This window comes from Saltatorellus ferox, assembly GCA_007751475.1.
Lineage (GTDB): Bacteria > Planctomycetota > UBA1135 > UBA1135.
The window spans coordinates 1,047,982-1,074,520 of the sequence record CP036434.1 but is presented as its reverse complement, the minus strand read 5'-3'; the positions used below and the strand labels follow the sequence as shown (position 1 = coordinate 1,074,520).

General features: G+C 65.5%; 23 protein-coding genes. 11 read left to right on the top strand and 12 right to left on the bottom strand.

Features of this window, described 5'->3' with window-relative positions:
* Nucleotides 1–14: 14 nt before the first annotated feature.
* The gene (locus Poly30_RS28090) at nucleotides 15–503 is read right to left on the bottom strand and encodes a protein kinase domain-containing protein (protein WP_419190925.1); all 489 of its coding nucleotides are present in this window, start codon (nucleotides 501–503) and stop codon (nucleotides 15–17) included.
* On the opposite strand from Poly30_RS28090, the gene tnpC reads away from it, so the two are divergent.
* The 3 genes from tnpC to Poly30_RS03960 all read left to right on the top strand — a co-directional run bounded on the left by tnpC (nucleotide 486) and on the right by Poly30_RS03960 (nucleotide 5,180).
* Nucleotides 486–1,913 (top strand): IS66 family transposase, encoded by a 1,428-nt coding sequence (gene tnpC / locus Poly30_RS03970; protein WP_419190924.1) that lies wholly within the window; start codon nucleotides 486–488, stop codon nucleotides 1,911–1,913. The two genes, Poly30_RS28090 and tnpC, sit on opposite strands and share 18 nt — an antisense overlap.
* Nucleotides 1,914–2,566: 653 nt before the next feature.
* The gene (locus Poly30_RS03965) at nucleotides 2,567–4,324 is read left to right on the top strand and encodes an integrin alpha (protein ID WP_145194726.1); all 1,758 of its coding nucleotides are present in this window, start codon (nucleotides 2,567–2,569) and stop codon (nucleotides 4,322–4,324) included.
* Between the two features lie 88 nt (nucleotides 4,325–4,412).
* Entirely contained in the window at nucleotides 4,413–5,180 is a 768-nt protein-coding gene (locus tag Poly30_RS03960; protein ID WP_145194725.1) for a hypothetical protein, read from the top strand.
* On the opposite strand, the gene Poly30_RS03955 is transcribed toward Poly30_RS03960, so the two are convergent.
* The 3 genes from Poly30_RS03955 to Poly30_RS03945 all read right to left on the bottom strand — a co-directional run bounded on the left by Poly30_RS03955 (nucleotide 5,152) and on the right by Poly30_RS03945 (nucleotide 9,853).
* Complete coding sequence (locus tag Poly30_RS03955; RefSeq protein ID WP_145194724.1) at nucleotides 5,152–6,846, bottom strand: hydroxyisourate hydrolase; 1,695 nt, start codon at nucleotides 6,844–6,846, stop codon at nucleotides 5,152–5,154. The genes Poly30_RS03960 and Poly30_RS03955 overlap by 29 nt on opposite strands.
* Nucleotides 6,847–7,072: 226 nt before the next feature.
* Nucleotides 7,073–8,482: an IS701 family transposase gene (locus tag Poly30_RS03950; RefSeq protein ID WP_145194723.1), complete on the bottom strand. Its 1,410-nt coding sequence runs from the start codon at nucleotides 8,480–8,482 to the stop codon at nucleotides 7,073–7,075.
* Between the two features lie 540 nt (nucleotides 8,483–9,022).
* Nucleotides 9,023–9,853 (bottom strand): hypothetical protein, encoded by an 831-nt coding sequence (locus tag Poly30_RS03945; RefSeq protein WP_145194722.1) that lies wholly within the window; start codon nucleotides 9,851–9,853, stop codon nucleotides 9,023–9,025.
* A gap of 311 nt (nucleotides 9,854–10,164) precedes the next feature.
* On the opposite strand from Poly30_RS03945, the gene Poly30_RS03940 reads away from it, so the two are divergent.
* Nucleotides 10,165–11,205 (top strand): hypothetical protein, encoded by a 1,041-nt coding sequence (locus Poly30_RS03940; RefSeq protein ID WP_145194721.1) that lies wholly within the window; start codon nucleotides 10,165–10,167, stop codon nucleotides 11,203–11,205.
* A 48-nt stretch (nucleotides 11,206–11,253) separates the two neighbouring features.
* Here Poly30_RS03940 and Poly30_RS03935 read toward each other — a convergent pair whose 3' ends face one another.
* On the bottom strand, nucleotides 11,254–12,540 hold the full coding sequence (locus tag Poly30_RS03935; RefSeq protein WP_145194720.1) for a flavohemoglobin expression-modulating QEGLA motif protein: 1,287 nt from the start codon (nucleotides 12,538–12,540) through the stop codon (nucleotides 11,254–11,256).
* An 84-nt stretch (nucleotides 12,541–12,624) separates the two neighbouring features.
* The gene (locus Poly30_RS03930) at nucleotides 12,625–13,311 is read right to left on the bottom strand and encodes a hypothetical protein (RefSeq protein ID WP_145194719.1); all 687 of its coding nucleotides are present in this window, start codon (nucleotides 13,309–13,311) and stop codon (nucleotides 12,625–12,627) included.
* A gap of 145 nt (nucleotides 13,312–13,456) precedes the next feature.
* Here Poly30_RS03930 and Poly30_RS03925 point away from each other — a divergent pair, with 145 nt between their 5' ends.
* The 4 genes from Poly30_RS03925 to Poly30_RS03910 are packed head-to-tail and all read left to right on the top strand — an operon-like array spanning nucleotide 13,457 to nucleotide 16,726.
* Entirely contained in the window at nucleotides 13,457–14,152 is a 696-nt protein-coding gene (locus Poly30_RS03925; RefSeq protein ID WP_145194718.1) for a VIT1/CCC1 transporter family protein, read from the top strand.
* A gap of 39 nt (nucleotides 14,153–14,191) precedes the next feature.
* Nucleotides 14,192–15,085, top strand: a complete 894-nt coding sequence (locus tag Poly30_RS03920) for a carbon-nitrogen hydrolase family protein (RefSeq protein WP_145194717.1) — start codon at nucleotides 14,192–14,194, stop codon at nucleotides 15,083–15,085.
* Nucleotides 15,085–15,774, top strand: coding sequence for a hypothetical protein (locus Poly30_RS03915; RefSeq protein WP_145194716.1), 690 nt, complete (start codon nucleotides 15,085–15,087; stop codon nucleotides 15,772–15,774). Before Poly30_RS03920 ends, Poly30_RS03915 begins: the two co-directional genes overlap by 1 nt.
* On the top strand, nucleotides 15,740–16,726 hold the full coding sequence (locus Poly30_RS03910; RefSeq protein WP_145194715.1) for a vacuolar protein sorting-associated family 26 protein: 987 nt from the start codon (nucleotides 15,740–15,742) through the stop codon (nucleotides 16,724–16,726). The genes Poly30_RS03915 and Poly30_RS03910 overlap by 35 nt, the downstream gene beginning before the upstream one ends.
* A 3-nt stretch (nucleotides 16,727–16,729) precedes the next feature.
* Here the strand turns inward: Poly30_RS03910 and Poly30_RS03905 are convergent, their stop codons facing one another.
* The 4 genes from Poly30_RS03905 to Poly30_RS03890 form a co-directional block, all read right to left on the bottom strand.
* On the bottom strand, nucleotides 16,730–17,380 hold the full coding sequence (locus Poly30_RS03905; RefSeq protein WP_145194714.1) for a cupin domain-containing protein: 651 nt from the start codon (nucleotides 17,378–17,380) through the stop codon (nucleotides 16,730–16,732).
* 5 nt (nucleotides 17,381–17,385) lie between these two features.
* Entirely contained in the window at nucleotides 17,386–17,781 is a 396-nt protein-coding gene (locus Poly30_RS03900) for a tetratricopeptide repeat protein (RefSeq protein WP_145194713.1), read from the bottom strand.
* A 110-nt stretch (nucleotides 17,782–17,891) separates the two neighbouring features.
* A complete protein-coding gene (locus Poly30_RS03895) occupies nucleotides 17,892–19,550 on the bottom strand; it encodes a phosphoenolpyruvate carboxykinase (ATP) (RefSeq protein ID WP_145194712.1) in 1,659 nt (552 codons plus the stop codon).
* A 253-nt stretch (nucleotides 19,551–19,803) separates the two neighbouring features.
* Nucleotides 19,804–20,787 (bottom strand): SDR family oxidoreductase, encoded by a 984-nt coding sequence (locus tag Poly30_RS03890; RefSeq protein WP_145194711.1) that lies wholly within the window; start codon nucleotides 20,785–20,787, stop codon nucleotides 19,804–19,806.
* Between the two features lie 231 nt (nucleotides 20,788–21,018).
* On the opposite strand from Poly30_RS03890, the gene Poly30_RS03885 reads away from it, so the two are divergent.
* Complete coding sequence (locus Poly30_RS03885; protein ID WP_419190923.1) at nucleotides 21,019–21,663, top strand: GNAT family N-acetyltransferase; 645 nt, start codon at nucleotides 21,019–21,021, stop codon at nucleotides 21,661–21,663.
* 444 nt (nucleotides 21,664–22,107) lie between these two features.
* Here Poly30_RS03885 and Poly30_RS03880 read toward each other — a convergent pair whose 3' ends face one another.
* Both Poly30_RS03880 and Poly30_RS03875 read right to left on the bottom strand, forming a co-directional pair.
* Complete coding sequence (locus Poly30_RS03880) at nucleotides 22,108–22,749, bottom strand: penicillin-binding protein activator LpoB (protein WP_145194710.1); 642 nt, start codon at nucleotides 22,747–22,749, stop codon at nucleotides 22,108–22,110.
* A gap of 62 nt (nucleotides 22,750–22,811) precedes the next feature.
* Nucleotides 22,812–24,185, bottom strand: coding sequence for a COG3014 family protein (locus Poly30_RS03875; protein ID WP_145194709.1), 1,374 nt, complete (start codon nucleotides 24,183–24,185; stop codon nucleotides 22,812–22,814).
* 248 nt (nucleotides 24,186–24,433) lie between these two features.
* Here Poly30_RS03875 and Poly30_RS03870 point away from each other — a divergent pair, with 248 nt between their 5' ends.
* Nucleotides 24,434–25,426 (top strand): glycosyltransferase family protein, encoded by a 993-nt coding sequence (locus tag Poly30_RS03870; RefSeq protein ID WP_145194708.1) that lies wholly within the window; start codon nucleotides 24,434–24,436, stop codon nucleotides 25,424–25,426.
* 156 nt (nucleotides 25,427–25,582) lie between these two features.
* Complete coding sequence (locus tag Poly30_RS03865) at nucleotides 25,583–26,536, top strand: cation diffusion facilitator family transporter (RefSeq protein ID WP_419190922.1); 954 nt, start codon at nucleotides 25,583–25,585, stop codon at nucleotides 26,534–26,536.
* Nucleotides 26,537–26,539: the final 3 nt, after the last annotated feature.

Below are 26,539 nucleotides of genomic sequence, written 5' to 3'. Positions count from 1 at the left end.
ATCGCGCTCCCCCGTCACGAACCCGTGAGTCTCTCTAGAGCCGCCCGCGCGGTAGAAGGCCGCTTTCCTCGGTCCTTCTCACTCATCGCCCGGACCAACTCTGCCACGGGAGCCGCAATGCCCTCAGGGACGGAAGGCAAGGGATCGCCTTCCACACGCCGCACGATCTCATCGGAATCGGCAGCGTCTGAGCGGAACGGATTCTGACCCGTTGCGGACTCAAAGAGGCTGACCGCAAGCGAGAACAGATCGCCCCGCACGTCCTTGCTCGGGGTAATGTCCGAGTACCTCTCGGGCGCCGAGTAGCCGAACGTAACCCGCCTCCCGAACGCCTCCAGATCGTCCATGCCTTGCACGCTCTCGTGCCATGCGAGGTCGAAGTCGATCAACCAGAAGTCCCCTTCCGTATCCAAGATGATGTTCTTGGGTATCCGTTCACGGGGGTAGAGGGACAGATCTGAGGGAGACTGGCCGATGGTCCAGGGGTGGAAGACACGCCGCAAGCCAACTTGTCCGAAGAGACGATCAAGGAGCTTCGGGCCGAGGTGAAAGAGCTGCGTGAGAGGGTGAACGACCTCCTCGGCGTGGTCGAGAGGCAAGGTGCGGAGATCAAGCGCCTGAAGGCGCGCAAACCGACGACGTCGCGCAATTCCAGCAAGCCGCCGTCCAGCGACAACCCATTCGTGTCCCGCCCTTCGAAGAAGAGGCCGTCCGGGAAGAAGCGGGGTGGCCAGCCCGGCCACCTGGGCAGAGGGCGAGATCAGGCAGCGCCAGAGGACGTCGACGAGGTGAAGGTGGTCAAGCCAGATCAATGCGGCTCCTGCAGCGCGCTGTTGACCGGCGAGGATCCCTCGCCGCGGCGACACCAGATCATCGACATCCCCCCAGTCGACCCAACGATTCTCGAAGTCCAGTTGCACACTTTGCTCTGCGACAGTTGCGGGGCGGAGACCAAGGCAGACCTTCCGGACGATCTGCACGCCAGCAACTTCGGGCCGCACCTCTCGGCGCTCGTGGTCACGCTGACGGGCGACAAGCGCATGTCGAGGCGCAACGTCCAGGAATTCACCCGTGACTGGTACTCGATCGAGATCTCGCTTGGGGCGATCACGAACATAGAGCAGCGGATGAGCAGCGGCTTCGAGCGCGGTCACTCGCAGGCCATGTCCGCAGTGGCGGAATCGGCCGTCAAGCACGCAGATGAGACCCCCTGGAAGCAATCTGGCGCCCTCGGCTGGATGTGGGTCGCTGCGAGCGCGCTCGCCACGGTGTTCCTCATTCGGTCCTCTCGTGCGACCGAAGTCGCCCGTGAATTGCTCGGCGACGAGCCCACCGGGATCACGATCTCCGACCGCTACTCTGGATACCTCTTCATCAACCTGGACCAACGGCAGGTTTGCCTTGCCCACCTTTCGAGAGACTTCGTTCGAATGGCTGAAGGGGAGCCGGACTTCCGATGGATCGGAGCGCGACTCTCCAACGCGCTCGAGGAGGTGTTCCGGCTTTGGCATCTCTTCAAAGGCGGAGACATCAAGCGGCCTCTGCTCCAGAGGTGGACCAGTCAGCTTCGAGCTCGAATGTTCGCTCTGCTCGACGAAGGCGCTCGGAGCAGCGGCTACGAAACGCCCGGCATGTGCCGGGGGATCCTCAAGACCGAGCCCGCGATGTGGACCTACCTCTACCATGCGGGTGTGGAGCCAACGAACAACGTCGGGGAGCAGAAGGCGCGCATCGGGGTCATGTATCGCAAGGTCAGCCAGGGGACTCGAAGCGATCGAGGGAGCCGATTCGTGGAGCGCGTGCTGACCACTTCAGCCACGTTGCGGCAGCAAGGGCGGAGCGTCGCGCAGCACATCGTCGACGTTGCCCACACCGTGCTGACAGGCGCGCCCGAGCCAGATCTCATCAAGTGAGACTGACGTCGCTGGGGGTGCGGCCGCCCTCGCGAAACGCCCTGGCGGTGCCACCATCGCCGATTTCACCCCGTGAACGGATACGATCCTCTTTCATGTCGTGGCCATTCTCGACTGGATCGCGCTGGTGGGTCCGGTGAGCGTCGGTGTGCTGGTGGTGGGACTTGCTGCGCTTTGGTATCGAGCATGCAGGGGCCGATCCGCCGGGCAGCCCCCTACGGTCTCGCGAGTGATGATCTGCGCCAGCGCCAGACCGGTGCGTCGGCGCGCCCACGCCTTCCAGAGGCGCGAATCACGCTCAGCTCGCGGTCACCTCGTCCGTGTCACCTCCGCTGCAGCCAGGAGCGTGACCTCGCCCGTGGCCCCCTACCCCACCAATGCAACACCTCGCCACCCCGCTAGGAAGTCCTATCCGTTTCCCGTATCGCAAAACCGCGTCGATTCGAACCCGCGTGACTACTGCCACCAAAGAGGCTGTCCACCCCGTCGTGGCGCCATGACCTCGTTCCTCCGTCCCCACGCTCCCAAGACCGCGAGCTTGGATCTCTTGTTCGCCGAGGAGAGATTTCCAGGATTGCCAGAGGGAAGTGGTTGCTTGGCACCCTAGCTGATTGTCCCGTCCCTGACAGCACTTCGGCCTCCAGCCTCCTTGCATGAAAGTACGCCTCTTCCCACTGCGTCCCCTTTCCCTGCGTCTCTTCCCCGCGTGCGTGTTCCTTGCCTTCGCCGCCGCGACGCCCGCTCAGTCGCTCCTCTATCAGATCGACGGTGAGGACCGATTGGACTTCTACGGCTACGCCATGGTCGCTTTGGACGATCAGGACGGCGACGGTCTTGACGACTTCGCGGTGAGCGCCCCCTCCAAGGAAATCACGCAGGGCCCAAATCAAGGGCAATTTGGCGTGATCGAGATCCGTCGCGGCGTGGACGGAGCGCTGATTCGAACCCTGGAGAACCCACTCTTTGATCCGACGATCGCCTTCGGCCTGCGCCTCTCCGCTACGGCGGATGCGGATCAGGACGGTCTCTTGGATCTCATGGTGAGCTATGGGAACTTCTTCCTGGGCGTCGCGGGGATCGCTCGAGTGTCGTCGGTGGGTGGGCTCGTGATCGATGAGGTCGTAGCGCCACCCGCGAGTGTCCTGGGCCTGTTCGGGGTCACGCGAGTGCACGACGTGAACGGTGACGGCGTGCGTGACCTGGCGGTGGAGTACGAGACCCCGGGCGCGCCTCCCGATACCGAAGCCTCCGTTCAGATCGTCAGCGGCGTGGACCTAGCCGTTCTGATGACGCTGGCGCCCAATCAACGAGATGCCTCCTACGGCCAGAAGATCGAGCTGCTTTCCGACATCGACGGAGACGGCACGCAGGACCTCGCGATCAGCGCCAGCTTCGACGAGGAGATTGCCCCGCGAGCTGGCAAGGTCTACCTGCATTCCGGCGCCACCGGCAGCGTGATCGCGACCCTGGACGGGGCAACGGCCGAAGAACGCTTCGGATTTGACGTGGCGAGCCTTCCCGACCTGGACGGAGACGGCGTAGGGGACTTCGCCGTCAGCTCGCCCTTCTTCTTGGACGATCAGGCCTCCGGTTTTGTCACCGTCTTCTCGGGGGCGACGCGCCTGCCGCTGCGCACGCTGGTCTCCTCAGGCATCGCGGATGGGTTCGGTTTCTCCATCTCCTTTGCGGGCGACGTGGACCTGGACGGGACTCCCGATCTAGCCGTGGGCGCCCCTTCGTTCTTTGGCCCCGTGACGGAGGCGGGGCGCATTGAATTTCGCTCTCTCCCTACCGGTGAACTCCTCGGCTTCCAAGACGGGGCTCGCCCGCGCCAGTCGTTCGGCACCGAGATCATCCTGCTGAACGACGTGACGGGCAACGGTTACTCCGAGATCGTGGCGTCCGGGATCGGGAGTCAGGCGAGCGGTGGAGGAAGCACGCTGGGCGGAGTCTCGGCCGTGGAAGGTCCCGTTGGGCTAGACTGCGCCGCGCCCATGGAGTACTGCGGGCAGACCACAGTGAACAGCGTCGGCAGCCTTGGCACTCTGTCGCTTCTTTCCGGCGGCCAGCTCTCGGGGACCCCCTTTCGGCTCGTTGCAGAAGAGCTTCCGCCCACGGGGCCCGCTCTCTTGCTGACCAGCCTCGAGACGGCCTTCGTCCCCAACCCCGCCGGGAGCCTCGGCAACCTCTGCCTGGGCGGCGGGATTGGCCGTTTCGTCAACCAGGTGGGTCAAGTGGGTCCCAGCGGTCGGGTCGTCTTCCGCCCAGACCTCGACGCCATGCCCACGCCGGGCGGCATCGTGCCAGCAAACCCGACTCAGATATGGCACTTCCAGGCCTGGTACCGTGACTCGAACCCCGTAGGCAGCTCCAACTTCACGTCGGCCGTGAGCGTCGATATTTGCCCCTGAGCCCGGCTCTCTCCCCTCCGTGCCAATGATGGTGAGACAGTTTCCGCCCCTCAATTTGGTGTAGGAGGGCGAAGCATGAGAACCACCGATGAATGACACCCCGAGCCGTCCCAAGGCGGCTGGTGCCGACCTCGCTCTTGGCCGGAACCCACCGGGCCCGGAGGCCGACCCAGAGGTCATGGAGCGCGCGACGCGAAGGCGCTTCACCGCCGAATACAACGCCAAGATCTTTCAGGAGGCCGCCAAGTGCGAGCTCCCCGGCGAGCTGGGAGCGCTCTTGTGCCGAGAGGGTCTCTACTCCTCACACCTCTCGGCATGGCGCCAGCAGCCGGAGAGCCACGGTCTAAACGGACTCAAGGCTCGAAAGCGTGGCCGGACGGCGAAGGCGAAGTCGAGCACCCGAGAGACAGAGCTGGAGCGTGAGAACCGTCAGCTCGAGGAGCGCCTTGCGAAGGCCGTCGCTGACTCACGTGACGAGCTCAGCTGCGTTGAAGTCTGCGATGCGCTCGGCGTGTCGCGGGCCTCGTTCTATCGATCCCAGCGGGCGGAGTCGATCGAGACGCCAGCCATCGAGAGTGAGGTCAAGCCTCAGAGCATGCAGGGGCCGATCCGCGGAGCAGCCTCCTACGGTCTCGTGAGTGATGATCTGCGCCAGCGCCAGACCGGTGCGTCGGCGCGCCCACGGCTTCCAGAGGCGCGAATCACGCTCAGCTCGCGGTCACCTCGTAAGTGTCACCTCCACTGCAGCCAGGAGCGTGACCTCGCCCGTGGCCCCCTACCCCACCAATCCGACACCTCGCCACCCCGTTTGGAAGTTCTATCCGTCCCTACGGCCAGTCCATCTCGACGTCCGTGACTTCCTCCGGCGCGATGCTGGCCGTCCCCTGAGTGACGACGTTTCCGTCGAGGTGTTCGAGAGTGAACGACCAGTCGCCTGGAGGCAGCAGAACCGCTCGCTCCACGTGGTGCCTTTCCGGATCGAGATGCCAGACGATCGGGCGGCCTCGGTCCCTCGTACGTCGGCTCAATAGTGCCGTGAGCACGCGCCCTTCACTGCTTCCCAGCCTGGCCAGGAGGAGATCGCCGGGGAAGTCACTGTCGAACGGGACGGACAGTCGCAGTCGTCCACCCAAGCCTGGCGATCTCGCGGTGAGGGTTCTTGGCACATCGGCTGCGAGGTCGACCTCTAGCTCGACTGGCAGGTCGAAGGCGTCGGAGGACGCGTGCAGGAGGATCCGAGTCTCGATTGGCTCCCAATCGGGCTCGCAGTAGCCGGCGATGCATGTTCCTTGATAGGCGACTCCTCTTTGCGTCGCGCTGAAAAGCGGACGACCGGTCGCCACCGATTCGACGAATGCCCGCCATTCCGGGATCGGTGTGCCCGTCGCATCGAGGAAGGCAACCTCGAGTCGCCGAGCCTCGACGCGCTCCTCTCGCCATTCGAGGCGAAGGTCGATCTCGGGCGGTCGATCCCCGGACTGCGTCTCGAAGGACGTCTCCCCCCACCACTCGCCGTGCTGAGTCCGAACACTCGCCGTCGCGACGTAGGATCCAGATTCCATGCTGGAAATCACGGGAACGCGGGCTTTGCCCACATCGCGCGCTGCGCGGTCCGAGCGAACTCTCCTTGTGAAGGATCCGACGTGAGAGGGAGAGTTCAAACTTGAGCATTGTACGTAGGCCCCACGGATCGGGTGACCGTCGGGTGACCGCACGGTCACGAATGCGCGCGGGTGAATGGAGTCCTCAAGGCCCCCCTCATCCATGCCCCCGATGAACCCGGAGTCGAAGTGAAAGGAGAGTGGCCATCCGCGATCGTCGGTCGAGACGACAGGCCTGGCCTCCGCATCAAGCTGGATGACCAGAACCGACGCGATCGCATCCTCTACTTGCTGTTTGTTCAGCTGGCAGGATCCAGCCCCGAGCGTCGGATCCCACGCATGGACGTCCAGGGACTCGAGATCCCCGACATCCAGCAAGATGCGCCCCTTCGAGTCCGTTACTGACTGATAGCAGTTCGCACCTGGCTCCCAGGTGCTCGTCTCCCGGCTCCACACTCCAGCCTCGACGAACGCGCCCGTCACAGGGCGACCGCGTTCGTCCACGACGCGAACCGTCAAGGAGCGACCCGGCGAGAGCTCCAGGTCACGGTGGTTCCTGGCGTACGCTTCGGGATCATCGCGTGGGCCCACAGCGACCTCCTGAAGGGTGGCTGAAATCGAGTCGGTTTGCCACCCTGGACCGGAGAAGACGGCAGTCATCTCGACGACCTCGCGCTCGATCTCGTGGAGTCCAGTCAGCCCGGACAGGTCGATGCGTGCCCTGCCATCGGCGTCGGTCACAGCGTCGGCGAGTGGAGCGGGGACGGTGCACCAGAACCCCAGCTCGTAGTACCCCCACACCCGGACACCAGGAACTGGCCGCCCCGTGGACTCATCGATCGCGCGTACGACCCATTCATCGACGAGCGGGGTGGGAGCGATCTGAGATCCGGCAAGGAGCAGGCAGGGAGTCAGCAACATGGGGATTGGAAGAGCTGGGGGTCAACGGGACGTCATTCCCCTGGGAGCGTGTTGCGCATTGACGAATCCGCGTAGCACGTTTCCCGAATCGCAATACTGCGTTGATTCGAACCCACGTGACTACGGCCACGCGAGGGACCGAAGCCCCCTTGCCTTGCGATCCGGGCAACGCACTACTCGAATCCCTCAGTGCGCAACACCCTCCTAGGCTCGTGTTTCGCAGTTCTTAGGCGGCGATTCCGAGGTCCTGGAGGGTCCTCTGGTATTCAGCGAGTGTGCGCTCTGGAGGCGGGGTCGCTAGATAACGGTGGCTGAGGATCTCGCCTCGAATGGCGCTGAGCATGTCGTCGAAGCTTGGCGTGGTCTTCGACCGGTACCAAGGCGCCTGGATCTTATGGGCTCCCACATCCTGCCGCCATCGATCTTCCCCGAGGTACCACACGACGATTATGCCTCGGACGATCAGGGCGAATGGCGCCGTGCGCTCCACTGCAAGTCGGCCGCGATGGCCGCGCGGCTGTGACCCAGGCTTCGGACGACCATCAGGCGATTCGCCTCGGCTCCATCCGTTCTGCGCTTCCGAGAACCCCAAGGACTGCTTCGCCTCTCTGAAGCTCACCTCGATCGACCATCGCCGCCCCACACCTTCGACGATGGTTTTCGCGGACGCGGCGTGGCGCGTTGAGAAGAAGGCTCGGTCCTCGTAGTTCCCTTTTGGATCGCGCGTCACCACGACTCGAATCAACCTGGTTCCCGTCGCGGTGTACCAGAGACAAGTGAGAGTCTGAATGAGGAGCGTCACTTGCCTGCCGTAGATCTTGACCTTCAGCTCGATCCAAGCGTCGGGTTCCTCGGCAGCAAGATCAGATGGGCTCGGAAGGCGTGGGCCTTTGATACGTTTGGTCCCCCGCTTCTGCGTGTAGCCCTCTTCAAGAGGCTCGAAGAGCATCGCATCCATTGGCATCGGACCCGTGAAGTCAATGCTCCCATGCAGGTCGCGCAGAGTCGTCTTACACGCGTATTCTCGGTCGCCCAGGAGGTTTATCCGTCGATCGCTCGGAAGCCAGCTGTAGAGCTTCTCGACCAATTCGCGGGCGATCTCGCTTCGCTTTCGATACTCGGACTCAGGGCATGTCTTCGGCGAACGGTACAGCTTCGCGAGAATTGGCACAGCGATGCCTGGACCCTTCCATGGCACGGGTACGTGAACCGCGAGTACAACCCAGGCGTGGCCACAGGCCACGCTAGCCGCTGCACCCTTGGAAGCCCGCGAGGATGCTGCTCCGTCGTAGTGCATCGCCGTCCCAAAGATGCTCGGCCCGTTTCGTCGACAGAGAGTGTCGTCGACGATCACGTCGATTCTCTTAGGAAGGTACGTCAGCAAGTGCATGACCAGCGTCTTCCACACGTCATCTGTCTTCCAACGGGCCTCCGAGAAAAAGCGGTGGAACCCAGCATGGTGACGGTCGCCCAATGCCCCACTCGCTCGGGCCACCCGAGTCACCCAGCGCCTCGAACAGCAGAGAAGCCAACCCACCACGAGTATGGAGAATCGGCGGTGGGTCGGTGCCGTGAAGCACGACTCGAATGACTTCAGTAGCACGGCTACCGACTTCGGGATACTCTGATCGGGCATGTCCCCTCCTCTGGGTGCCTTGGCTTAGACACCTTCAGCATTCAGAGTGGGGATGTGCGATTCACGCGTGGCGTGCCAGAAATCGGGGGGCCGTGGAAGCCCGAGGGACGCTCAAAAAGTGCGAAACACGAGCCTAGGTGTAGCCGCGGGCAAGGTCACACCCGTTCCCGCAGTACCGCTTCGCGACCGCAGGAGTCTCACGCATCGATGTCGGGTCGTTCACCACCCTGGCCGACTGAGTAGATGCATCGCCTGCCTCCACGGCCTCCTTCCCGCCGGCAAGATTCCGGGGCTACCGGGTTTCGAGTGGAACGGAAGCGCTGGCATGATGCTTGCCGAACACCCCACGACAACCGGCGTTGGTGGACATGAACATGGCCGAGCTTCTCGAGCGCGTGCTCGCGCTGCCGGAACCCTGGACAGTTTCGTCACGCTCCATGCTCCTTGGGTCGACGGCTCGTCTAGATTCACCGCTCAGTTCGAGTGTTTCCTGATCGACTGGCTGAAACGGATAGGGTGACCGTCAGCCTCCGATGCCGGCTACATCCCCGCGCCCGACAGGATCCAGTCGCGGATGAGGCTCGTGTCCCCGGCGAAGGTGCCGCCGAAGGGCATCGACGCGCCGCAGGACGGCGGCGTGTTCGTCAGCTTGTCGTACATGAGGCTCGAAGATGGATCCCCCGGGACGACGTAGATACTGCCCGCGCAATTGCCGCTCGTGGACGATACGTTGACGAGGGCGTTGTAAGCCATCGGCGCCGTGAAGCCGAGGTTGAGGCCGCCCGAGCCGTTCGCTCCGTGGCAAATGATGCAGGCGGGAGCGCCGATGTTCGACTGCGCCAGCATGGGCCAGATGTCCGCCGCGAAGGTCGGGGCGGCCGGGGCGAAGTCGATGACGTATCCCGGACTGAAGTTCGACGTGGCGCCCGTCGGGCTCGTGTCGCGGTGCCAGAACTGAAAGTAGAAGTCCTCGCCGGGCATGACCGTGACGTTCCCGTTCGGAGAAGGGATCGAGGTCAGGTCCACCGGGAACTGGACCGAACCGGTCGAGCCCGAAGAAAGCACGCTACCGGCGTAGCGGCCGATGCCGCCCCCGATGCAGAGGTTGCCCGAACTCCCGCCCGGGTTCAGGACGAAATCGGCCTCGGGGGCCACGAGGAAGTAGCCGAGGACGTTCTGGGGAAGGCTCGAACAGGCAAGCGTCACGTCGTTCTGACTCACGTTCGTGCTGCCGGCGGCGACCATGACGGAAGGGCCGCCCGTGGAGTTGGCACTGCCCGAGCAGAAGGAGATGCCGATCTGCTGCGCGGACGCGGCCTGGGCGAGGGTGACGGCCAGGAGGGCTACGAGGGTCGAGGGGAAGTACTTCATGGTCGGCTGAATCAGCAAGGGAGGTCGATCGCTTCTGGGGCGTCACGGTGCACGGGCACCGGCGCCCTGGGTCATGGCGGAGCCCACCGGAAGGAGCGCCGCCCGCGCGGGAGCGTTGCAGAGAAATGGCCAGAAGGGTTGGGAACCAGCGATGAGAGGACGCGGGCGGCGACCGTTTCCACGGAGCGACGCAACCTACGGGAGTGGCTCGAAAAAAGTCCGACGGCCTCAAACTACCCGAGTAGTCAAAGCGTAGAGTACCCGATGACGGCGGCCTCGTCGTTCCCACGCTTCCTCGACCCTTGCCACTTATGAAAGTCGCCTTCCTCGCCAGCGTTGCGCTGGCCACGCTCCCCCTCGCGTCCGAGTCGATCCGATTCTCCGTCGCGGTGGACGACGTCCTCTCCTCCGAGTGGGACATCGAGTCCGTGCGCTCGGTGCAAACCGCAGAACTCATTCTCATGGGCGATTCCCAGGACGTGGGCAGCGACTCGACCGCCACGCTCGTGACCCACATGGAGTTCGTCGACAGCTTCACCAAGGTCACCGGCAACGGTGCCCCGCTCGCGATCTCGCGCGCCTTTGAGACCCTCGGTACCGACAAGGCCCGCGAGGGCCTGAGCGAAGACGTCACGTCCCTGGAGAACGGCGGTGAGAGCCTCCTGATGGGTGCCACCGTCGACTTCACCTTCGACTCCGAAGCCGAAACGTGGTCCGCTGCTTTCTCGGACGACTCCAGCGGCGAGGACGAGTGGCTGGACGACCTGGCTCCGCGCATCGATCTCGCCAGCGTCCTTCCGGAAGAAGAGGTGGAAGTCGGCGACAGCTGGGACGTACCCGCATCGCTCCTGGCGGACGTTCTTCGGCCCGGCGGTGAAGTCATCGTCCTCAATGAGCCCGACGCCGGAAACCTGCCCGAGGGCGGTGTGCAGATCACGCTGCCGAGCAGCGGCTCCATCGATCGCCTCGATGAATTCGAGGGCGAACTCACGGCGACCCTGGAAGAAGTCCTGGAAGAGGAAGGCCAGCGCCTGGCGAAGATCGTGTTCGAGGTGGACGTCAGCGCCGACCTCGACATCGTCGAGGAGCTCGAGGCCGAGGCCGACGAGCGCGGTTCGGAGGAAGACTACACGGACGGCACGCTGAACCGCACCCTGGAGGGTCAACTGACCGTTCTCTGGAACCTGAAGACGAACCGCCCCGTGTCCATCAGCGGCGAACTGAGCGGCACCTCGGAGCTACGGGTCGAGTGGTCGATGGGCGCCGGTGACAGCGGCGACTTCACCCTGGAGCTGGGATTCGTCGAGGATTCCGAGGTCACGCACTCGATCGAGGCCACGTTCGGCGACTGATCCGTCCTTCGAACCGAGCTTTGATGCCGCCCCCGGCAGCCCCCGTCGCTACAGGATCGTGGCGTAGTCGCGCTCGATCGACGTGAGGCTCAGCTGGCGGAGGAAGTTCGAGTAGCTCATCCAGGCCACGAGCCCGTGCATATCCGCCATCTGCGGCGGCAGCAGCTTCGGCGCCACCACGAGCCCCTCCTCCACCAGCTCGCTCAAGACCTTGATGTCCTCGAGGGTGGCCTTGCCGCAGAAGAGCATCGGGATCCGGTTGAGCAGCCCTCGCTTGATCGCAAGCTGAACGAAGCAGAAGACCTGGACGAAGCCCTTCACGTAGCTGATGTCCTTCGTGAACGGCTTGCCGTCGGGGAGGCTTCCTCGGAAGACGCGCGACGCGCCGTTGTAGGCCTCCCCGTCGCCCAGCCCCTGTTCCCGATAGAACCGGAAGACATCCAGGAAGTCCGCGCCGTCCTCGGCCATCGCCACCGCGCGCACGCGGTTGGCGACGCGCAGCACGCGCTCGGGGTAGCTACGGAAGGAGACGTTCTCGATGAAGATCGCGATCCCCTCCTGGGTGATGGTCGACGACGGCGGCCCCTTGCTGAGGAACGTGCAGTAGGGCTGCGCCAGTCCGTTCAGCGTGGTGCCCACATGGACCCAGCCCTCGTGAGCCTCCAGGAGCCGCAGGTCGCGCTCGCTGTAGTGCGCGTTGGCGCGCAGCTTGATGTAGTCCGCGCCCGCGGCCGCGTCCGCGATGATCCCGTCACTGAGGCGGACATCGATCTTCATATCGCCAGTCGCGAACGACTTGGCGAACCAGTCGCTCAGGATGCCGACCGCCTCGGATGCAGGAATGGTCTTCCTGTTGGGCGAAAGATGCTTCGACGCTTCGACCTCGGCGAGGTCGCCCGCGATGATCTCCCCGAACTCCGCCATCGTGGGCTCGCCCTGGTAGAAGACGTCGTGGGCGCTGCCGTAGAGTTCCTGGGACCAGCGGGAGAAGTTCTCCGTCCCGCGCGCGGCGATCATGCGGACCGAGTCGCTGTATTCGAGCGCCATGCGGCGCAGGATCTTGCCGACCGGATTGAACTCCCCCAGCCGCTTGCGCGTCTGCAGCTCGAGATCGAAGAGCTGGGCGATCTTCGCCTCTGGATCGAAGCCCAGCGCCCTTGCGGAGTAGGTCGCGCTATCGACCTTCGGAAGCGACTTGCAGCCACCTCGGAAGAACGCGTCCTTCACGCCCTCGTCCCACTTTACCGCCTCCAGGATGCGGATGGGGCGCTGCGCCTCGATGAGCTGATCCGAAAGCTCACGGATGGTGGCTCCGACTTCGGCTTTGTGACTCATCTGGGGGAGGGCGTCTTCCGGGGGATAGCGATGGCTGCGGGGACCTGGAGGAGTATCGGCGGCGCCGGCAGAGGGGCGGTAGACCTATTTCTTGTCGGCTTTGATCTTCGCCTGAAACTCGCTCGTTCTCTTGAGGATGTCCAGCCAGCACCCGGATCCGATCACTCGTATCGAGGTGACCCCACCCTCGCCAGTCGCGGCTTGGACGCTCCAGGCGATCGATTCCGCCTCACGGAACGGGCCGCCCTGCACGGCCTCCCCGAACATCCGGTGCAGCGGCGCCGAAGCCGGCATCCCCGCAGCCAGGAGTCGGACGAGCATCGGCTCCCGAAGACCTTCGTCCAGGGCCCGCTGAGCCTCCGGATCCAGGCCGCGAACCTCGAGCCTCACCTCGACCGCGTCCGGCTCCGGAACGGATCTGGGGAAGGCCGCGGCGAGCAGGCTGCCAACGTGGAAAAGGCGCTCGTGCAGCGTCATGTCCGAGTACTGCTCCCAGAGCTTTTCCTCGAGCATCTCGTGGGAGATGTTGCTGATTTGCCCTTTCGTCAGGTCGCCCCCGAGTCGCCTGCGAAGAAGGATTTCCGCCGCCTCCGCTGGCTTGCGATCCTGCAGATACATCACGCACATCTCCCGGAGCTGATCCTCGGGCAGATCCTCGGCTTCGTCGAAGTCCATCTCACCGAGCAGCGCACGAAAATCCTCTGACGACCAGGCGCCTTCGATCTCCAGGAGGTCTTCGACACCAATCACGTCCACTTGGAATTCAGCCATGGGCGAACGCTATCAAGACCCGGTTCATTCTCGATACCACGGAGCCCCAGAAGCCCGAGGAACTCACCTTCGAGGAGAGCCCTCCACTCGCAATTCGAACGGAATCCACCGTTGCTGCCCCGGGGCTTCTGTTCTTCTGGACCCCATGGAACGCAAGCACCTCGAAGATCACTTCGTCGCGAGGACCGGATGGCTCCGTGCCGCTGTCCTCGGGGCCAACGACGGCATCGTATCGACGGCCTCTCTCATCATGGGAGTGGCCGCGGCGGCCGGGCGCGCCGAGGTGCTCCTGGCGGGCGCCGCTGGCATGGCGGCGGGCGCCCTCTCCATGGCGGCCGGCGAATACGTTTCGGTCTCGTCCCAGGCGGACACCGAGCGCGCGGACATCGCCCGCGAGAAGGCGGAGATCGAGGCGGACCCGGAAGAAGAGCTCCGGGCCCTCGCGATGATCTACGAGGACCGCGGCGTTCCGAAAGACCTCGCGCTTCAGGTCGCCACCGCCCTGCACGACAAGGACCCGCTCGCCGCCCATGTGCGGGACGAACTGGGCATCTCCGAGCACACGGAAGCCCGGCCACTCATCGCAGCTCTCGCCTCCGCCCTGACGTTCGCCGTGGGGGCGGCGCTTCCGCTGGCAGCCGCCGCGCTGGTCCCGGAATCCTCCATCAGCCTCTCGGTGGCCGTCCTCACCATCATCTTCCTGGCGCTCCTCGGCGCCGTCGGCGCGAAGGCAGGAGGCGCCCCGCCGCTGCGCGCGGTCCTGCGGGTGACCTTCTGGGGCGCGGCAGCGATGGGCGTCACGACGCTCGTCGGCAAGCTCTTCGGTGCCACGATCGGCTGACCGGCAGCGTTCCGCACCGCAACGACCTATCATCCCAGGATGAGTTCCAGCTCGGCCAAGCGCTCCGCCTCCACGTTCCGCGCAGCTGTCGTTCAGGCGGAGCCGGTTCTGAACGACACCGCCGAGACGGTCGCCCATGCGGTCGATCGGATCGCCGAAGCGGCTCGCGAGGGCGCCCGCCTGATCGTCTTCCCCGAGGCCTTCCTCGGCGGCTACCCCAAGGGCGCGGACTTCGGCATCACGCTCGGGAGCCGCACGCTCGAGGGTCGCGAGGCCTTCGCCCTCTACTTCGCCGGCGCGGTCGACGTGCCCGGCCCGGAAGTGCGCTCGATCGCGGACGCGGCCAGGGAACACGGCATGGAGGTCGTCATCGGCGTGATCGAGCGGAGCGGCAGCACTCTCTACTGCACCGCGCTCTTCCTCGGGGCGGACGGATCCCTGCGCGGCAAGCACCGCAAGCTCGTTCCTACGGCCCTCGAGCGCTGCGTCTGGGGACGCGGCGACGGCAGCACCCTCGCGGCCTGCCAGACGCCGCTCGGCACCCTGGGCGCGGCGATCTGCTGGGAGAACTACATGCCGCTCTACCGGACGAGCCTCTACGAGCAGGGCGTGGACCTCTACTGCGCCCCGACCGTGGACGACCGTGAGGTCTGGCCGTCCACGATGCGCCATATCGCCGTGGAGGGGAGGACCTTCGTCTTCAGCGCCTGTCAGTTCCTGCGCGGCCCCGACCCCGACCAGCCGCCCCTGATCCGCGGCGGAAGCTTGATCGTCGATCCGCTCGGCGACATTCTCGCCGGTCCTTTCTACGATGCGGCCACGATCCTCTACGCGGACATCGACCCGGGCGCCATCGCCCGCGGCCGCTTCGACCTCGACGTGACCGGACACTACGCTCGCCCGGACCTCTTCGAACTGCGAACCAAAACGTAGTGCCCTCCCCCATCCTCCGACATCTTCGCTCGAGCGCCTTCGAACGGCTCCACCTGCGGCACAATCCGTTCGGAGAACTGACGCGAACCGAGCGCGCGGCGATCGCGTGCGTGGAAACGGGAGAGGTGGCGTCGTTCCTGGCCGAGTCCGCCAGGGGCGAGCGCCGCGCGCTTCAGCTCATCGCCGACCATGGCCGAGGCAAGAGCACCCTCTTGATCGCTCTCCACGCGCGCGTCTTCCCCGACGCCCCCTTCGTTCAGCTCCGCCCCGGCGATCCGGTGCCCGCGTTCGATCCCGGCGAGCGGCTGCACTTCGTGGACAGCATCGAGAATCAGGGCTGGATCGGTCGCCGAAAGCTGTTTGCGCGGTGCCAGAACCTCGCCTGCACGACGCACCGCGACCTGGAGCACGAGCTGGTTCGCGCGGGCTTTCGCGTCCTCACGAAACGCGTGGGCATCGGGTCGTTCGGCGAACTCCTCAACATCGCCAGGGCACGCGTCGAGTCAGCGGCGCTTCCGACCGGCCGCCCACCAGCTCCACCGTACGAGCTGATGCTGAAGCTTCACGCCGAGTTCGGCGACGACGTTCGCAGCATCGAGCACGCTCTCTACCACGAATACGAACGACTCCGCGCCGGCAAGGGCGACCCATTCCATGGCCAAGTGCAGCCTCCGTATCGAGCTTCCTGAAGCCCGCGATTTCGTCGAGCCCGGCGGCCAGCTGGACGTCATCGTGCACGTCGATTGCGACGCACGAACGAAGTGCAACGGCTTGACGCTCACGCGACTCTGGCGGACCCACGGAATGGGCAACCGCGACACCGGCGACAAGCGCGTCGAGGAACTCTTCCGGGGCGAGTGGGAGCCGGGGACCTACGCCTACCCGGCCACGATCGAGTTTCCCCACGGCCCGACCTCGTACCACGGGAAGGCGATCAACATCGACTGGTACCTCGTGGCGGAGGCGGACGTCCCGTTCGCGTTCGATCCGAAGGCCGAAGAGATGGTCCTGATGGCAGATCCGCGGCCGCCCAGGGGGAACGCCGCGCCCTCGATCTGGGCTCCCGGGCCCGTGAAGATGAGCACGAATCTGGGCGGATGCCTGATTCCCTCGTACATCGGCCTCGGAGTGGCGGCGGTGCTGCTGGCGACGGGAACCTTCGCGCTCGGGGCCGTCCTCGGCGTCGTTTCCGCCTGGCTCTTGCTCGGATCCCTCCGGGCCGGCTCGACGGTCAAGGCCCTCGGTCACGTCGCCATGGAGATCCATCCCTCCGAAGTCGCGCCCGGTGAGGCCTTCCATGTGATGCTCGAGCTGAAGCCCGGAAGCAGCGTGGAGCTGAACCTCATCAAGCTGACCCTCACCTCCACGGAGAGGGCCACGAGCGGATCCGGAACCACCGCGAAGGTGCACAAGCAGGTGGCTTTCCACATCGAGGAAGTCGTCGCGGAGGACCTGCGTCTCGTCGCCAGCGATCGCTTCGATCAGGAGACGACGTTCCAGCTCCCGGTCACCGCTCCGGTCTCGTTCAAGGCCTCGAACAACGAGATCAAGACCACGCTCACCCTGTCGATCCACCCCGCGAAGAAGACTCCGGTCACCCACGAGGCGGTGCTCCAGGTCGTCCCCTCGCCGGGGGCCTGACCGCTACTCGTCCACGGGCGGCAAGTGCCCCGTCTTCACGTAGATGAGCGTCTCTTTCTCCACGAAGGGGTGGTGTGAACTGAGGTGGGGGCTCTGCATCCACGTCCCCTTCGGATAGACGCCGTACTCGTCCATGAACGTGCCCCGAAGGACGAGGATCTCCTCGCCACCCCAGTGTTTGTGCGGCTGGAACCGCTCGTTCGCAGGCCACAGCACCAGCGCCGAACTCTCCGACCCCACGCTGTGGAGCGGCATGACCTTGAGGTTGCCCTGGCCCGGCAGCCAGTCCGTGAACATGGTCTGCACGAGCACCACCTCCTGGCCAGGAACGGTCTCTTCCGGCGGCGGCGGACTCGCCCCGGTCTTCACGAGGAGCGTGCATCCATCTTCGGTCTCCCAGGTGCCCGCATAGCCGGGCGCACGACGCGAGTAGTCTCCTTCCTCGAGCGTGATGTCGTCGAGCGCACAGGCCCCTTCGAACACCAGGATCTCGCGGGTGACCTCCGCCTGGGGATCGGGCAGCCGGCGCCCGGGCCCGAGCCGCACCAGGAACGTGGTGTAGGGGTCGCTCCCCCGCCGATGCGAAAGGCGAATCTCCTCGATGCCTGCGGCCACCCGGGACCAGGGAGTGTCGGTCGTGTCGATGATGGTCATCGCGCCTACTGAATCACCGGCATGCTTCCCGCCGGGCCAGGCGGACGAGCGTCCGGGTTCGTCCTGAGCTCTTCCTTCCAGGAGAGCATGCGCGCCTTCGCGCCCTCGGCCTCCGCTTCATCGATCATCCCCTTGCGCTGGTAGAACATCGAGAGCGACGTGTGAGCGAACGGATCCTTGGGGTCCAGCTCGACGATCTTCTGACCGACCTCGATGGCCTCGTCGTAGCGCTCGAGATGCATCAGCGCGATGGCCTTTCCGTGGTAGGCGTCGGTCCACTCGGGATCGATCGCAATCGACTCGTCGTACTTGATGAGCGCTTCCTCGTAGCGGTCTTTACCGAACAGGGAGAGCCCCTCTAGATAGGGCACCTGGCGTCGTTCTTCGATCGATTCAGTCATGGCAGCCCCTGTATAGACCACCGGGCGCCCTCTCGGGCGCCCGGTGAGTCGGAAATAGCCATTTGGGACGGCGGCGAGCGGAAACCCTCGCGCAGGACCCACTTCCCGGCCTACATCGCTGGCTGGATGCCGAGGGCGGCGAAGCCCTTCTTCTCGAAGTTGTCCGCGAACATGCCGCGCAGCTTCTGGGCCGCCGCGTCGTAGGCGTCCTTGTCCGCCCACGAGTTCCGCGGGTTCAGGATCGCCGAGTCGACGCCCGGGCAGCTCTTCGGCATCTTCAGGTTGAAGACGGGGTGCACCTCATACTCCATCCCATCCGCGTGCAGGTCGCCGCGAAGAGCTGCATCCAGAAGAGCGCGCGTGTCCTTGATGGAGATGCGCTTGCCCACGCCGTAAGCACCGCCGCCCCAGCCCGTGTTCAGCAGGATGCATCGTGCCTTGTGCTTGGCCATCTTCTCGGAGAGCAGCTTGGCGTAGACCGGCGGGTGCTGCGGCATGAACGGTGCTCCGAAGCACGCGGAGAACGCAGCGGCGGGCTCCGTGACGCCGACCTCGGTCCCAGCAAGCTTCGCGGTGAAGCCCTGGACGAAGTGGTACATCACCTCCTTCGCGTCGAGCACGGACACCGGCGGCAACACACCGAACGCGTCCGCAGTCAGAAGCACGATGGTCTCGGGATGCGGCCCCTTGCCGCCGTCGGCGACGTTCGGGTTCGCGTCGAGCGGGTAGCTGATCCGAGTGTTCTCGGTGATCGAACCATCGGTGAGGTCGAACTCCTGGGGGTCCGTATCGCCGAGCGCTTTCCCGGGGATGGCCGGAACGTTCTCGACGACCGTCCCGCGCGTGCTGAGCGCGGCTGCGATGATGGGCTCGGCCTCCTTGTTCAGGTCGATCAGCTTCGCGTAGCAGCCGTCCTCGAGGTTCGAGACGCCTTCCCCGGTCCACGCGTGCTCGTCGTCACCGATGAGCTTGCGAGCAGGGTCGGCCGACAGGGTCGTCTTGCCGGTTCCGGAGAGACCGAAGAGAATGGCGCCGTCGCCGCCTTCGCCGACGTTGGCCGAGCAGTGCATCGACATCTCGCCGAGGTCCGGCAAGATGTAGTTCATCACCGTGAACATGCCCTTCTTGTTGATGCCGCAGTAGTCCGCGCGACCGAGCACGAGAAGCGTGCGGTTCTTGAAGTCGCAGATCACCGCGCGCTTCGAGAGCGTGCCGTCGCGCTCCGGGTCCGCATGGAAGCTGGGGACGTTCAGGAGCGTCCAGCGCTTGCCGTCCTCGTCGGCCACGCCCGCGATGTCCTTCGGGAACATGTTGTGCACGAACATCGCGTGCGTCGCGTACTCGCCGACGAAGCGGTACGGAACGGCGTAGCTCGGATCCGTGCCGCAGTAGACGTTCTTGACGTAGAGCGTCTTCCTGTGCGCGTTGAGGTGCTCGCCCACGCGCTTCAGGAGCGCCGTGAACTTGGCGGGATCGAACTTCTGGAGGTCGGCCTTCCACCAGATCTTCTCTTCGAACTCGGGATGGGCGACGGCGAACGTGTCCTTGACCGGACGGCCCGTGCAGCTCGGGTCGGTGTAGAACATCAGCGGCCCCTCGATGCCGAGCTTGGTGGCATACGCCTTGGGCTCGTCGTCAGGCCCACCCTCGCGGATCCGACCCTTGTCGTTGGCGATGGCTTCGTGGAACAGCTCGTCCTTCGAAAGGTCGGCCTTGTAGGTGACGGCGTTCAAACCGAACAGCGTCGCAAGATCTTCTTGGTAGCCCATAGGGGGTCCCGATTGCGTCGTCCGGGTGGTGCGAACGACGGCCTCACAGGGAGGAAAATGCGCCACGGACCCGAGGAGAGGAACCATCGCGCGGAACGGACAAGTCGCGCGGCCGGCCCGCACGAATTCGAGGCAGAAAGGGTACCCGTGGAGGCGTCACGCGGCAACAGATCGCATCAGGGCGTCCCGGTCAGCCCCACGGGAGGCCTCGGGAGCGGCCCTTGGCTCTCCATGGCGCCCTCGAGCAGGTCGCCTATCGCGTCGCTTTTTGAGCCGCCGCGTGGGCGCCCTGGTACCACGCCAGCGTCTTGACGAGCCCCTCGCGCCAGGTGACCAGCGGCGAGTACCCGAGGACGCGACCGGCCTTCTCGACGGCGGCGAGGCTGTGCCGGACGTCGCCCGCCCGGTCGGGCCCGTAGCCAGGCGTCGGCTCCCCGCCGAGTTCCTTCGCGATCGCCCGGTACAGGTCGTTGAGACTGATCCGCTCTCCGCCTCCGACGTTGATCACGCAGCCAGGCTCGACGTCCTGGACGTCCAGCGCCCGCAGGTTCGCTTCGACCACGTTGTCGACGAAGGTGAAGTCCCGCGTTTGCTCACCGTCGCCGAAGATCGTCGGCGTCCGACCGTCCAGCAGCATGCGGACGAAGATCGCGATGACGCCTGTGTAGGGACTGTCGTCGGCCTGGCGCGGGCCGAACACGTTGAAGTAGCGCAGGGCCACGGTCTTCATGCCGTAGCAGCTCGCGTAGACGCGCAGCAGGTGCTCTCCGGCGACCTTGCCGGACGCGTAGGGCGAGAGCGGCGACGGGACCATGCCCTCGTGCTTCGGAAGCTCCTCGGAGTCGCCGTAGGCGGCGGAGGAAGCGGCCATCAGGAAGCGGTTCGCGCCGGCGGCGCGGGCGCCTTCCAGAAGGTTGAGCGTCCCGGTCACGTTGACGGCGTAGCTGCGGACGGGGTCCTCGACGCTGCGGGGCACGGAGACCTGGGCGGCCTCGTGGAGCACGCCCGCGACCCCCTGGGCTGCCTCGCGGCAGAGATCCGGATCGACGATGTCGCCGCGGAGAATCTCCACGGGCGCGCCGCTCCCGTGCTCACCGGTCTCCAGGGAGGCCAGATTGGCCATGTTCCCGCTGGAGAAGTCGTCGAGCACCCGGACGCGGTCCCCGCGCTTCACGAGTGCTTCGGTCAGATGGGAGCCGATGAATCCGGCGCCGCCGGTCACGAGATAGAGGGCCATGGGGTGAGGTCAGAGGCTCGGGTGGGGCCACGGCGGGAGGGGACTCCGCAGCGATGGAGGTCCGCAGGGTGACGGACGGATATCAGGGGCTATCGACAGGTTCACGGGCGGGCTCTTCCCCGGACCGGGCGAAATCGTGGGCTACAGAATGCCACACCGCACCGCGCTGCGCCCGGGCACGGTCCGCACCAAATTGGCGGCGCGCGGTCCCGGGAGCGCTATCTTGAGGGGGTGCAGTCCCCCGCCCTGGAACTCCTCTCCGATCGGCTCTTCGTGCAGGTGCCCGCCGTGGCTGCGGCCCCGCGGATGGTCGACTACTGCCTGCGAAACCGGGACCACCTCACGCGCTGGGAGCCGCCGCGCTCCAACGAGTACTACACGCGGCGCTTCTGGGAGCAACAGTTCTCGGCCTCACGGGCCGAGTTCGAGCAGGGGCACAGCGTTCGATCGGTCCTCATCCGGCGCGACCCCGACGCTCCCCAGGGGGGCCGCTCGGGTCCGATCGTCGGCGTCATCAACCTGAGCCAGATCGTTCGGGGCGGATTTCAGGCCGGAATCGTCGGCTACAGCCTCGACAGCGAGCACCAGGGGCTCGGCTTGATGCGCGAAGGTCTGGAAAGGCTGATCGAGTACGCGTTCCTGGAACTCGGGCTGCACCGCGTCATGGCGAACTATCGGCCCGAGAACGAGCGCAGCGCGCGCGTTCTGGAGAGCCTGGGATTCGAGCGAGAAGGCTTTGCGCGCGAGTACCTTTACATCGACGGAGCGTGGCGCGATCACGTCTTGACGTCGCTCATCCGGCCCGACCGCGGGCTTCGGCATCGCTCCGCGACCTCGAACGAGTCGACGGAACAAGAAGAGGCCCGCCGGCGCTAACCGACGGGCCTCTTTGACTCGTGAGAGTCAGGATCCCCAGCACAGCTCATTGCTGTGCGCTGATGAGCCAGGAGTGAGTCCGAACCGAACGGAGAAATTGTCGGGCTCTTCGAAGTTCTCGCCGGCCGCCGCGAGGCGGGTCATCCAGCAAAGAAAAACCGCCCCTGATGGCGAACCATCAGGGGCGGCTGCTTCTCTCTTGGTGCAATCCCGGGCTCTCACCTCCGGAACTGCGATTCTCCACTCTCATTCAAGGCCTGCCTTTCTCAAGGGCGGACCAGGTTGTCCGGCGACTGCCTCGTGCGTCGGACACACATAGAAGCCAGGGACATCGGGAGACCGAACGGGAGGAATCGCGGTTTCAGGGAACCAGCTGATTTTCCGGGTCGAGGGAGCTGGGAGGGGTCGCTGGCAGCGCCCTGAAGTGAGAATCGAAACGGAGCCCTAACCGCGACCGAACAGAGAGACGGTCTCGGTCTTGCGGATGTCCTCTTCCTTGGTCCAGAGGATCTCACCGGTATCGATGTTCACCGCCTGCATGAAGAACTGGTAGTAGAGGTCCTTCTTCTTGGATCCGAGGCTCGCGATCGAGCGGCCCTTCTCCTTGTAGATGTCGGAGAGCACGCCGTAGATCCGGACGTCGGCGCCGAGCTGGTTGTTGCCCGCCTTCACCATGTCGTCGCGGACCTTGCCGCTGTTCTGGAAGCGGATCTCATCGGCGATCTCGTCCTGGCCGTCGGCTTCCCCGCCAGCGACGAAGCGGAACTTGCCGCTCTCCTGGAGGTTCGACTGGATGCGGCGCGAGATCTGATCGAGGTTGATGTGCTCGCGCGTCTCGTTCTTGATGCCGCCGAACACCGCGATGATGCGCTTGTCCTCTCCCTTGCCCGAGGCGTCGAGGTAGTCGAGGCTGCGGTTGTCGAGAAGCGACTTGGTCATGCGGTCGGCGAACGCCTGGAGATCGGTCGAGCCGTAGTCGATCGTGAGCGTCTCGACCTTGTCAGGATCGCCGTAGTCGACCGAGTTGCAGGCGGACGTGAAGCCGGCGCCGAGGGCGACGAGGGCGAGGAGAGGGAAAGTCTTCATGGCTTGGGTGCGTCGAACGGGATCCGACGGCAGGAGGGTCGTAACGGTGACGTGGATGGACTTCAGGGGGCCGGTGACGCGGGTCCAATGACAGCTGCAGTCGCTGGCTCGATGCGCTCTCCGCCGACGACGTGGGCGACGAGGCCGCTGTCGAGGGCGCGCGCGAGGACGAACATGGTCTCGCCTTCCAGAAGCTGGTACGTGCCGAGGTCGACGGTGGCGCCGCCGACTTCGCTGAGCTGGATGAAGGTCGGCTCGTTCGGGGGGAGAAACGCGCGGGCGGCGGCCCAGCTATCGGGGAGCGTGCGCCAGGCGCGGAGGTCGGCGCGCTCGGTCGTGACCGTGAAGACGTCCGCGAGCAGGCCGAGGGCGGTGCCCCGCTTGTTGTCGCGCATCTGGTCGGCGAGCTGGCGCTTGAGGAGTCCGCGGCCGGCCGAGCGGGCCGTGATCAGCGCGATGCGGTCGTCGAGGTTCTTCCGGGCGACCTGGGAGACGTTCTCCACGACGGAGGTGCGGACGCGGGTGCTGGTCTCGGGGAAGCCCAGTTCGAGGGCCGAGGTGGGCGCGCGGCCCTGGGCGAACTTCGGGACCGCCATCGAGAACACCCCCCCGGGCAGCGGGATATCGAGCTTGAATTCCTGCTTGGCGGGGCCGATGCCGAGGCCCGCTATGACGACGACGCTGGGCCAGTCCTTGGGGACATCGGCGCCCTCGCCCCATTGCTGCTGAAACCGGGCGAGGTCGTCGCGGCGGTTCTCGCTCTTTGCGAGGCGCAGGAGCGCGCTGGAGACCAGGGAGCCCCCGAGGTTCTTGTCGGCCAGACGCTGGTAGTCGATGTAGGCCTCACCGGGCTTGCCGATGAGCTCGTAGGCCAGCGCGGAGAGCAGGTGCCCGATCCCGCCGGCGGCGTACTCGGTCTCGTAGAGCTCCTCCTCGGTGGTGAGGATCTCGTCGACGCGGCGCGCTTCGACGAGGACGTCCTCGGCGCGACCCTGCGCGAGGTAGGACATGCCGAGCATGGCATGGAGCATGACGCGCTCGTACCCCTCGCCGTCGTAGTCCGCCTGGCCCTCGTTGAGCGCCAGGGTGGCGATGGATTCGCGCAGGGAGTTGAGGCCGAGGGCGGCGCGGTCATCGATGCTCTCGGAGGCAGCCTGGGCCCTGTGGAAGTGCGACAATGCGGCCTCGAAATCCCCTTCGACGAAGGCTGCCATGCCCGCTTCGGCCCCCGAGAGGAAGGCGGAGCCCGTGGTGTCCGTGTTCGCGAATCCCTGCTCGGCGGCCGCGAAGTCCCCTCTCTCGAAGGCGCTCAGGGGCGCGGAGACTCGGTCGTTGTAGGACTGACAGCCGACGAACGCCGCTCCGAGGAGCAACGCAGCGAAGGTCCGTACGCCCCGGGGGGGCGTCGGTGCGGTCGGTGGGGAGACGTTCAGCAACGGGGCAAGCCTGACGAGGCCGGGGAAGCGGATGGGCTCCGGCCGGGTATGTAGGGCGCTGAGGGGCGCCTTTCGTGTGTTGTGTCGGCAGATTCCGGGGGAGAGCGGATTTCTTTCTCGGATTCAACCGTGGGCGGGTGCCTGGGGACGGCTTTGGCCCCTGGCCCAGGACCCGGACGCAGGCCCCGGACGCAGGCCCCGGAGTTTTCGCGAGGGATGTGGCCCTGACCCCCTATCCTCTCGGGCCCATGAAGATCAGTGCATTTTCATTCCTGCGGAACGGCGCCAAGCTCCACTACCCGATCGTGGAATCCATTCGATCGGCGCTGCCCCTCGTCGACGAATTCGTGATCGCGCTCGGGGATTCGGACCCCGAGGACGACACGAGGGCGCGGATCGAGGCCATCGGCTCCCCCAAGATCGTGCTCTTCGACACGGTCTGGGACCTGGAGAAGTACCCGAGGGGCATGGAGCACGCGCACCAGACGGACCTCGCCAAGGAGAGGTGCTCGGGCGACTGGCTCCTCTACCTGCAGGGTGACGAGGTCCTCCACGAGGACGACCTGGAGACGATCCGGGCCTCCGCCACCCGCTGGCACAACGACGAGCGCGTGGAAGCGATGCTCTTCGACTACCTCCACTTCTGGGGAGACTACGATCACGTCCACGACAGCCACACCTGGTACAAGCAGGAGGTCCGCCTGATCCGCAACCGCCCGGACATCCACAGCTTCAAGTCGGCCCAGAGCTTCCGTCGGATCCCGAACTTCGACGGCGTCTCCTACCGGGAGAAAGCGGGGACGGAAAAGCTGGTCGCGGTCCACTCGGGCGCCCGCATCTTCCACTACGGCTGGGTGCGGCCCCCCGAAGCGATGCAGAAGAAGCGCGTCTACTTCGAGGTCAACCACCAGGGCCAGCGCAGCGCCGCCCACCTGGAAAGCTCCGAGCCCGCCGCCTTCGACTACGGCCCCCTCAGCCGCGTCCCCCGATACGACGGCACCCACCCCGCCGTGATGAAGGACCGAATCGCCTCGCTGGACTGGCACCCTCACCTTCGCGAGCACCCGGCCCCCGACGAAACGCGCCCCCTGCACGACCACGAGGCCTTCCGAGACCGAGCGATCACGTTCCTGGAACGAACCCTCTTCGGAGGCCGCCACCTCTTCGCCTCGCGCAACTACAAGATGCTCCCAGGCCTCTCCCTCCCAAGAAAGCGCAACCCCCCCACCCCACGCCCCTGACCCCCCAACCCGACACGTCCGGACCAGGTGCATCCGTTCCGATACGTTCGGACCAGGTCCGAACGTATCGGAACGGATGCACCTGGTCCGGACGTATCGGAATAACTGCACCTGGTCCGGACGTGTCGGGTTGGGGGGGTCGGTACCATGCGGGGGATGACAGTGCGGAAGCAGGAGCCGGTCTCCGGGGAGGAGTGGCAGCGGTTGCGCAAAAGGGCCGTTCGGACCAGCCTCTTCGTTGCAGGGGTTCTCGCGTTGACCAAGCTCGGAGCGGCCGTGCTTTCAGGGTCCGTCGCGGTGCTTTCTTCCCTCGCCGATAGTCTTTCCGACGTGGCGGCCTCCGGGCTGGCGCTCTGGACCGTCGAGGTCGCTCACCGGCCTGCGGATGAAGAGCACCGCTTCGGGCACGGGAGGGCGGAAGCGCTCTCCAGCCTCGTCCAGGCCGCGCTCGTGGCGGCTTCGGGTGTTTTCGTTCTCTCCTCGGGGATCTCGAGGTTCCTGGAGCCGCACGCTCTGACGCACACGAACACGGCGATCGCCGTCATGGTTCTGTCCATGGCTGGCAGCGCGTGGATCGTCGCCGTCCAGGCCAGAACCCTCCGGCGCGTCCAGTCCGTCGCGATCCAGGCCGACAGCCTCCACTACAAGGGAGACCTCGCCGCCAATGCCTCCGTGATCGTGGCCATCCTCATCGCCGACCTGGAAGGGATGGGATGGTTCGACCCTCTCGTGGGCGCGCTGATCGCCAGCTACCTCTTCATCGCCGCGATATCCATCATCCGCCGCTCCGTCGACCAGCTCATGGACCGCGAGCTACCGGAGTCCGTACGGGAAGAGATCGGCGCGATCATCGACGCCGACCCCGAGACGCGCGGCTACCACGACCTCCGGACCCGTTCCCTCGGCACCGGATCCCTTCGGAGCGGCGCCCACATCGAACTCCACCTGGAGCTCGACGGACACCTGGACCTCAACGAAGCCCACGACATCACCGATCGAGTGGAACAGGCCCTCCATGACGCCTTCCCCCGCTCACAGATCACGATCCACACGGAGCCCTTCGGCCTGGAAGATGATCGCCTCGATCACATCGTCCAGGCCGAGGCCTGAGCC

Excerpts from the sequence above, each read along its gene's own strand:
- Poly30_RS03965 (WP_145194726.1), top strand. The coding sequence starts at position 2,567 with ATGAAAGTACGCCTCTTCCCACTGCGTCCCCTTTCCCTGCGTCTCTTC.
- Poly30_RS03960 (WP_145194725.1), top strand. The coding sequence starts at position 4,413 with ATGAATGACACCCCGAGCCGTCCCAAGGCGGCTGGTGCCGACCTCGCT.
- Poly30_RS03955 (WP_145194724.1), bottom strand. The coding sequence starts at position 6,846 with ATGTTGCTGACTCCCTGCCTGCTCCTTGCCGGATCTCAGATCGCTCCC.
- Poly30_RS03950 (WP_145194723.1), bottom strand. The coding sequence starts at position 8,482 with ATGCCCGATCAGAGTATCCCGAAGTCGGTAGCCGTGCTACTGAAGTCA.
- Poly30_RS03945 (WP_145194722.1), bottom strand. The coding sequence starts at position 9,853 with ATGAAGTACTTCCCCTCGACCCTCGTAGCCCTCCTGGCCGTCACCCTC.
- Poly30_RS03940 (WP_145194721.1), top strand. The coding sequence starts at position 10,165 with ATGAAAGTCGCCTTCCTCGCCAGCGTTGCGCTGGCCACGCTCCCCCTC.
- Poly30_RS03935 (WP_145194720.1), bottom strand. The coding sequence starts at position 12,540 with ATGAGTCACAAAGCCGAAGTCGGAGCCACCATCCGTGAGCTTTCGGAT.
- Poly30_RS03930 (WP_145194719.1), bottom strand. The coding sequence starts at position 13,311 with ATGGCTGAATTCCAAGTGGACGTGATTGGTGTCGAAGACCTCCTGGAG.
- Poly30_RS03925 (WP_145194718.1), top strand. The coding sequence starts at position 13,457 with ATGGAACGCAAGCACCTCGAAGATCACTTCGTCGCGAGGACCGGATGG.
- Poly30_RS03920 (WP_145194717.1), top strand. The coding sequence starts at position 14,192 with ATGAGTTCCAGCTCGGCCAAGCGCTCCGCCTCCACGTTCCGCGCAGCT.
- Poly30_RS03910 (WP_145194715.1), top strand. The coding sequence starts at position 15,740 with ATGGCCAAGTGCAGCCTCCGTATCGAGCTTCCTGAAGCCCGCGATTTC.
- Poly30_RS03905 (WP_145194714.1), bottom strand. The coding sequence starts at position 17,380 with ATGACCATCATCGACACGACCGACACTCCCTGGTCCCGGGTGGCCGCA.
- Poly30_RS03900 (WP_145194713.1), bottom strand. The coding sequence starts at position 17,781 with ATGACTGAATCGATCGAAGAACGACGCCAGGTGCCCTATCTAGAGGGG.
- Poly30_RS03895 (WP_145194712.1), bottom strand. The coding sequence starts at position 19,550 with ATGGGCTACCAAGAAGATCTTGCGACGCTGTTCGGTTTGAACGCCGTC.
- Poly30_RS03890 (WP_145194711.1), bottom strand. The coding sequence starts at position 20,787 with ATGGCCCTCTATCTCGTGACCGGCGGCGCCGGATTCATCGGCTCCCAT.
- Poly30_RS03880 (WP_145194710.1), bottom strand. The coding sequence starts at position 22,749 with ATGAAGACTTTCCCTCTCCTCGCCCTCGTCGCCCTCGGCGCCGGCTTC.
- Poly30_RS03870 (WP_145194708.1), top strand. The coding sequence starts at position 24,434 with ATGAAGATCAGTGCATTTTCATTCCTGCGGAACGGCGCCAAGCTCCAC.
- Poly30_RS03865 (WP_419190922.1), top strand. The coding sequence starts at position 25,583 with ATGACAGTGCGGAAGCAGGAGCCGGTCTCCGGGGAGGAGTGGCAGCGG.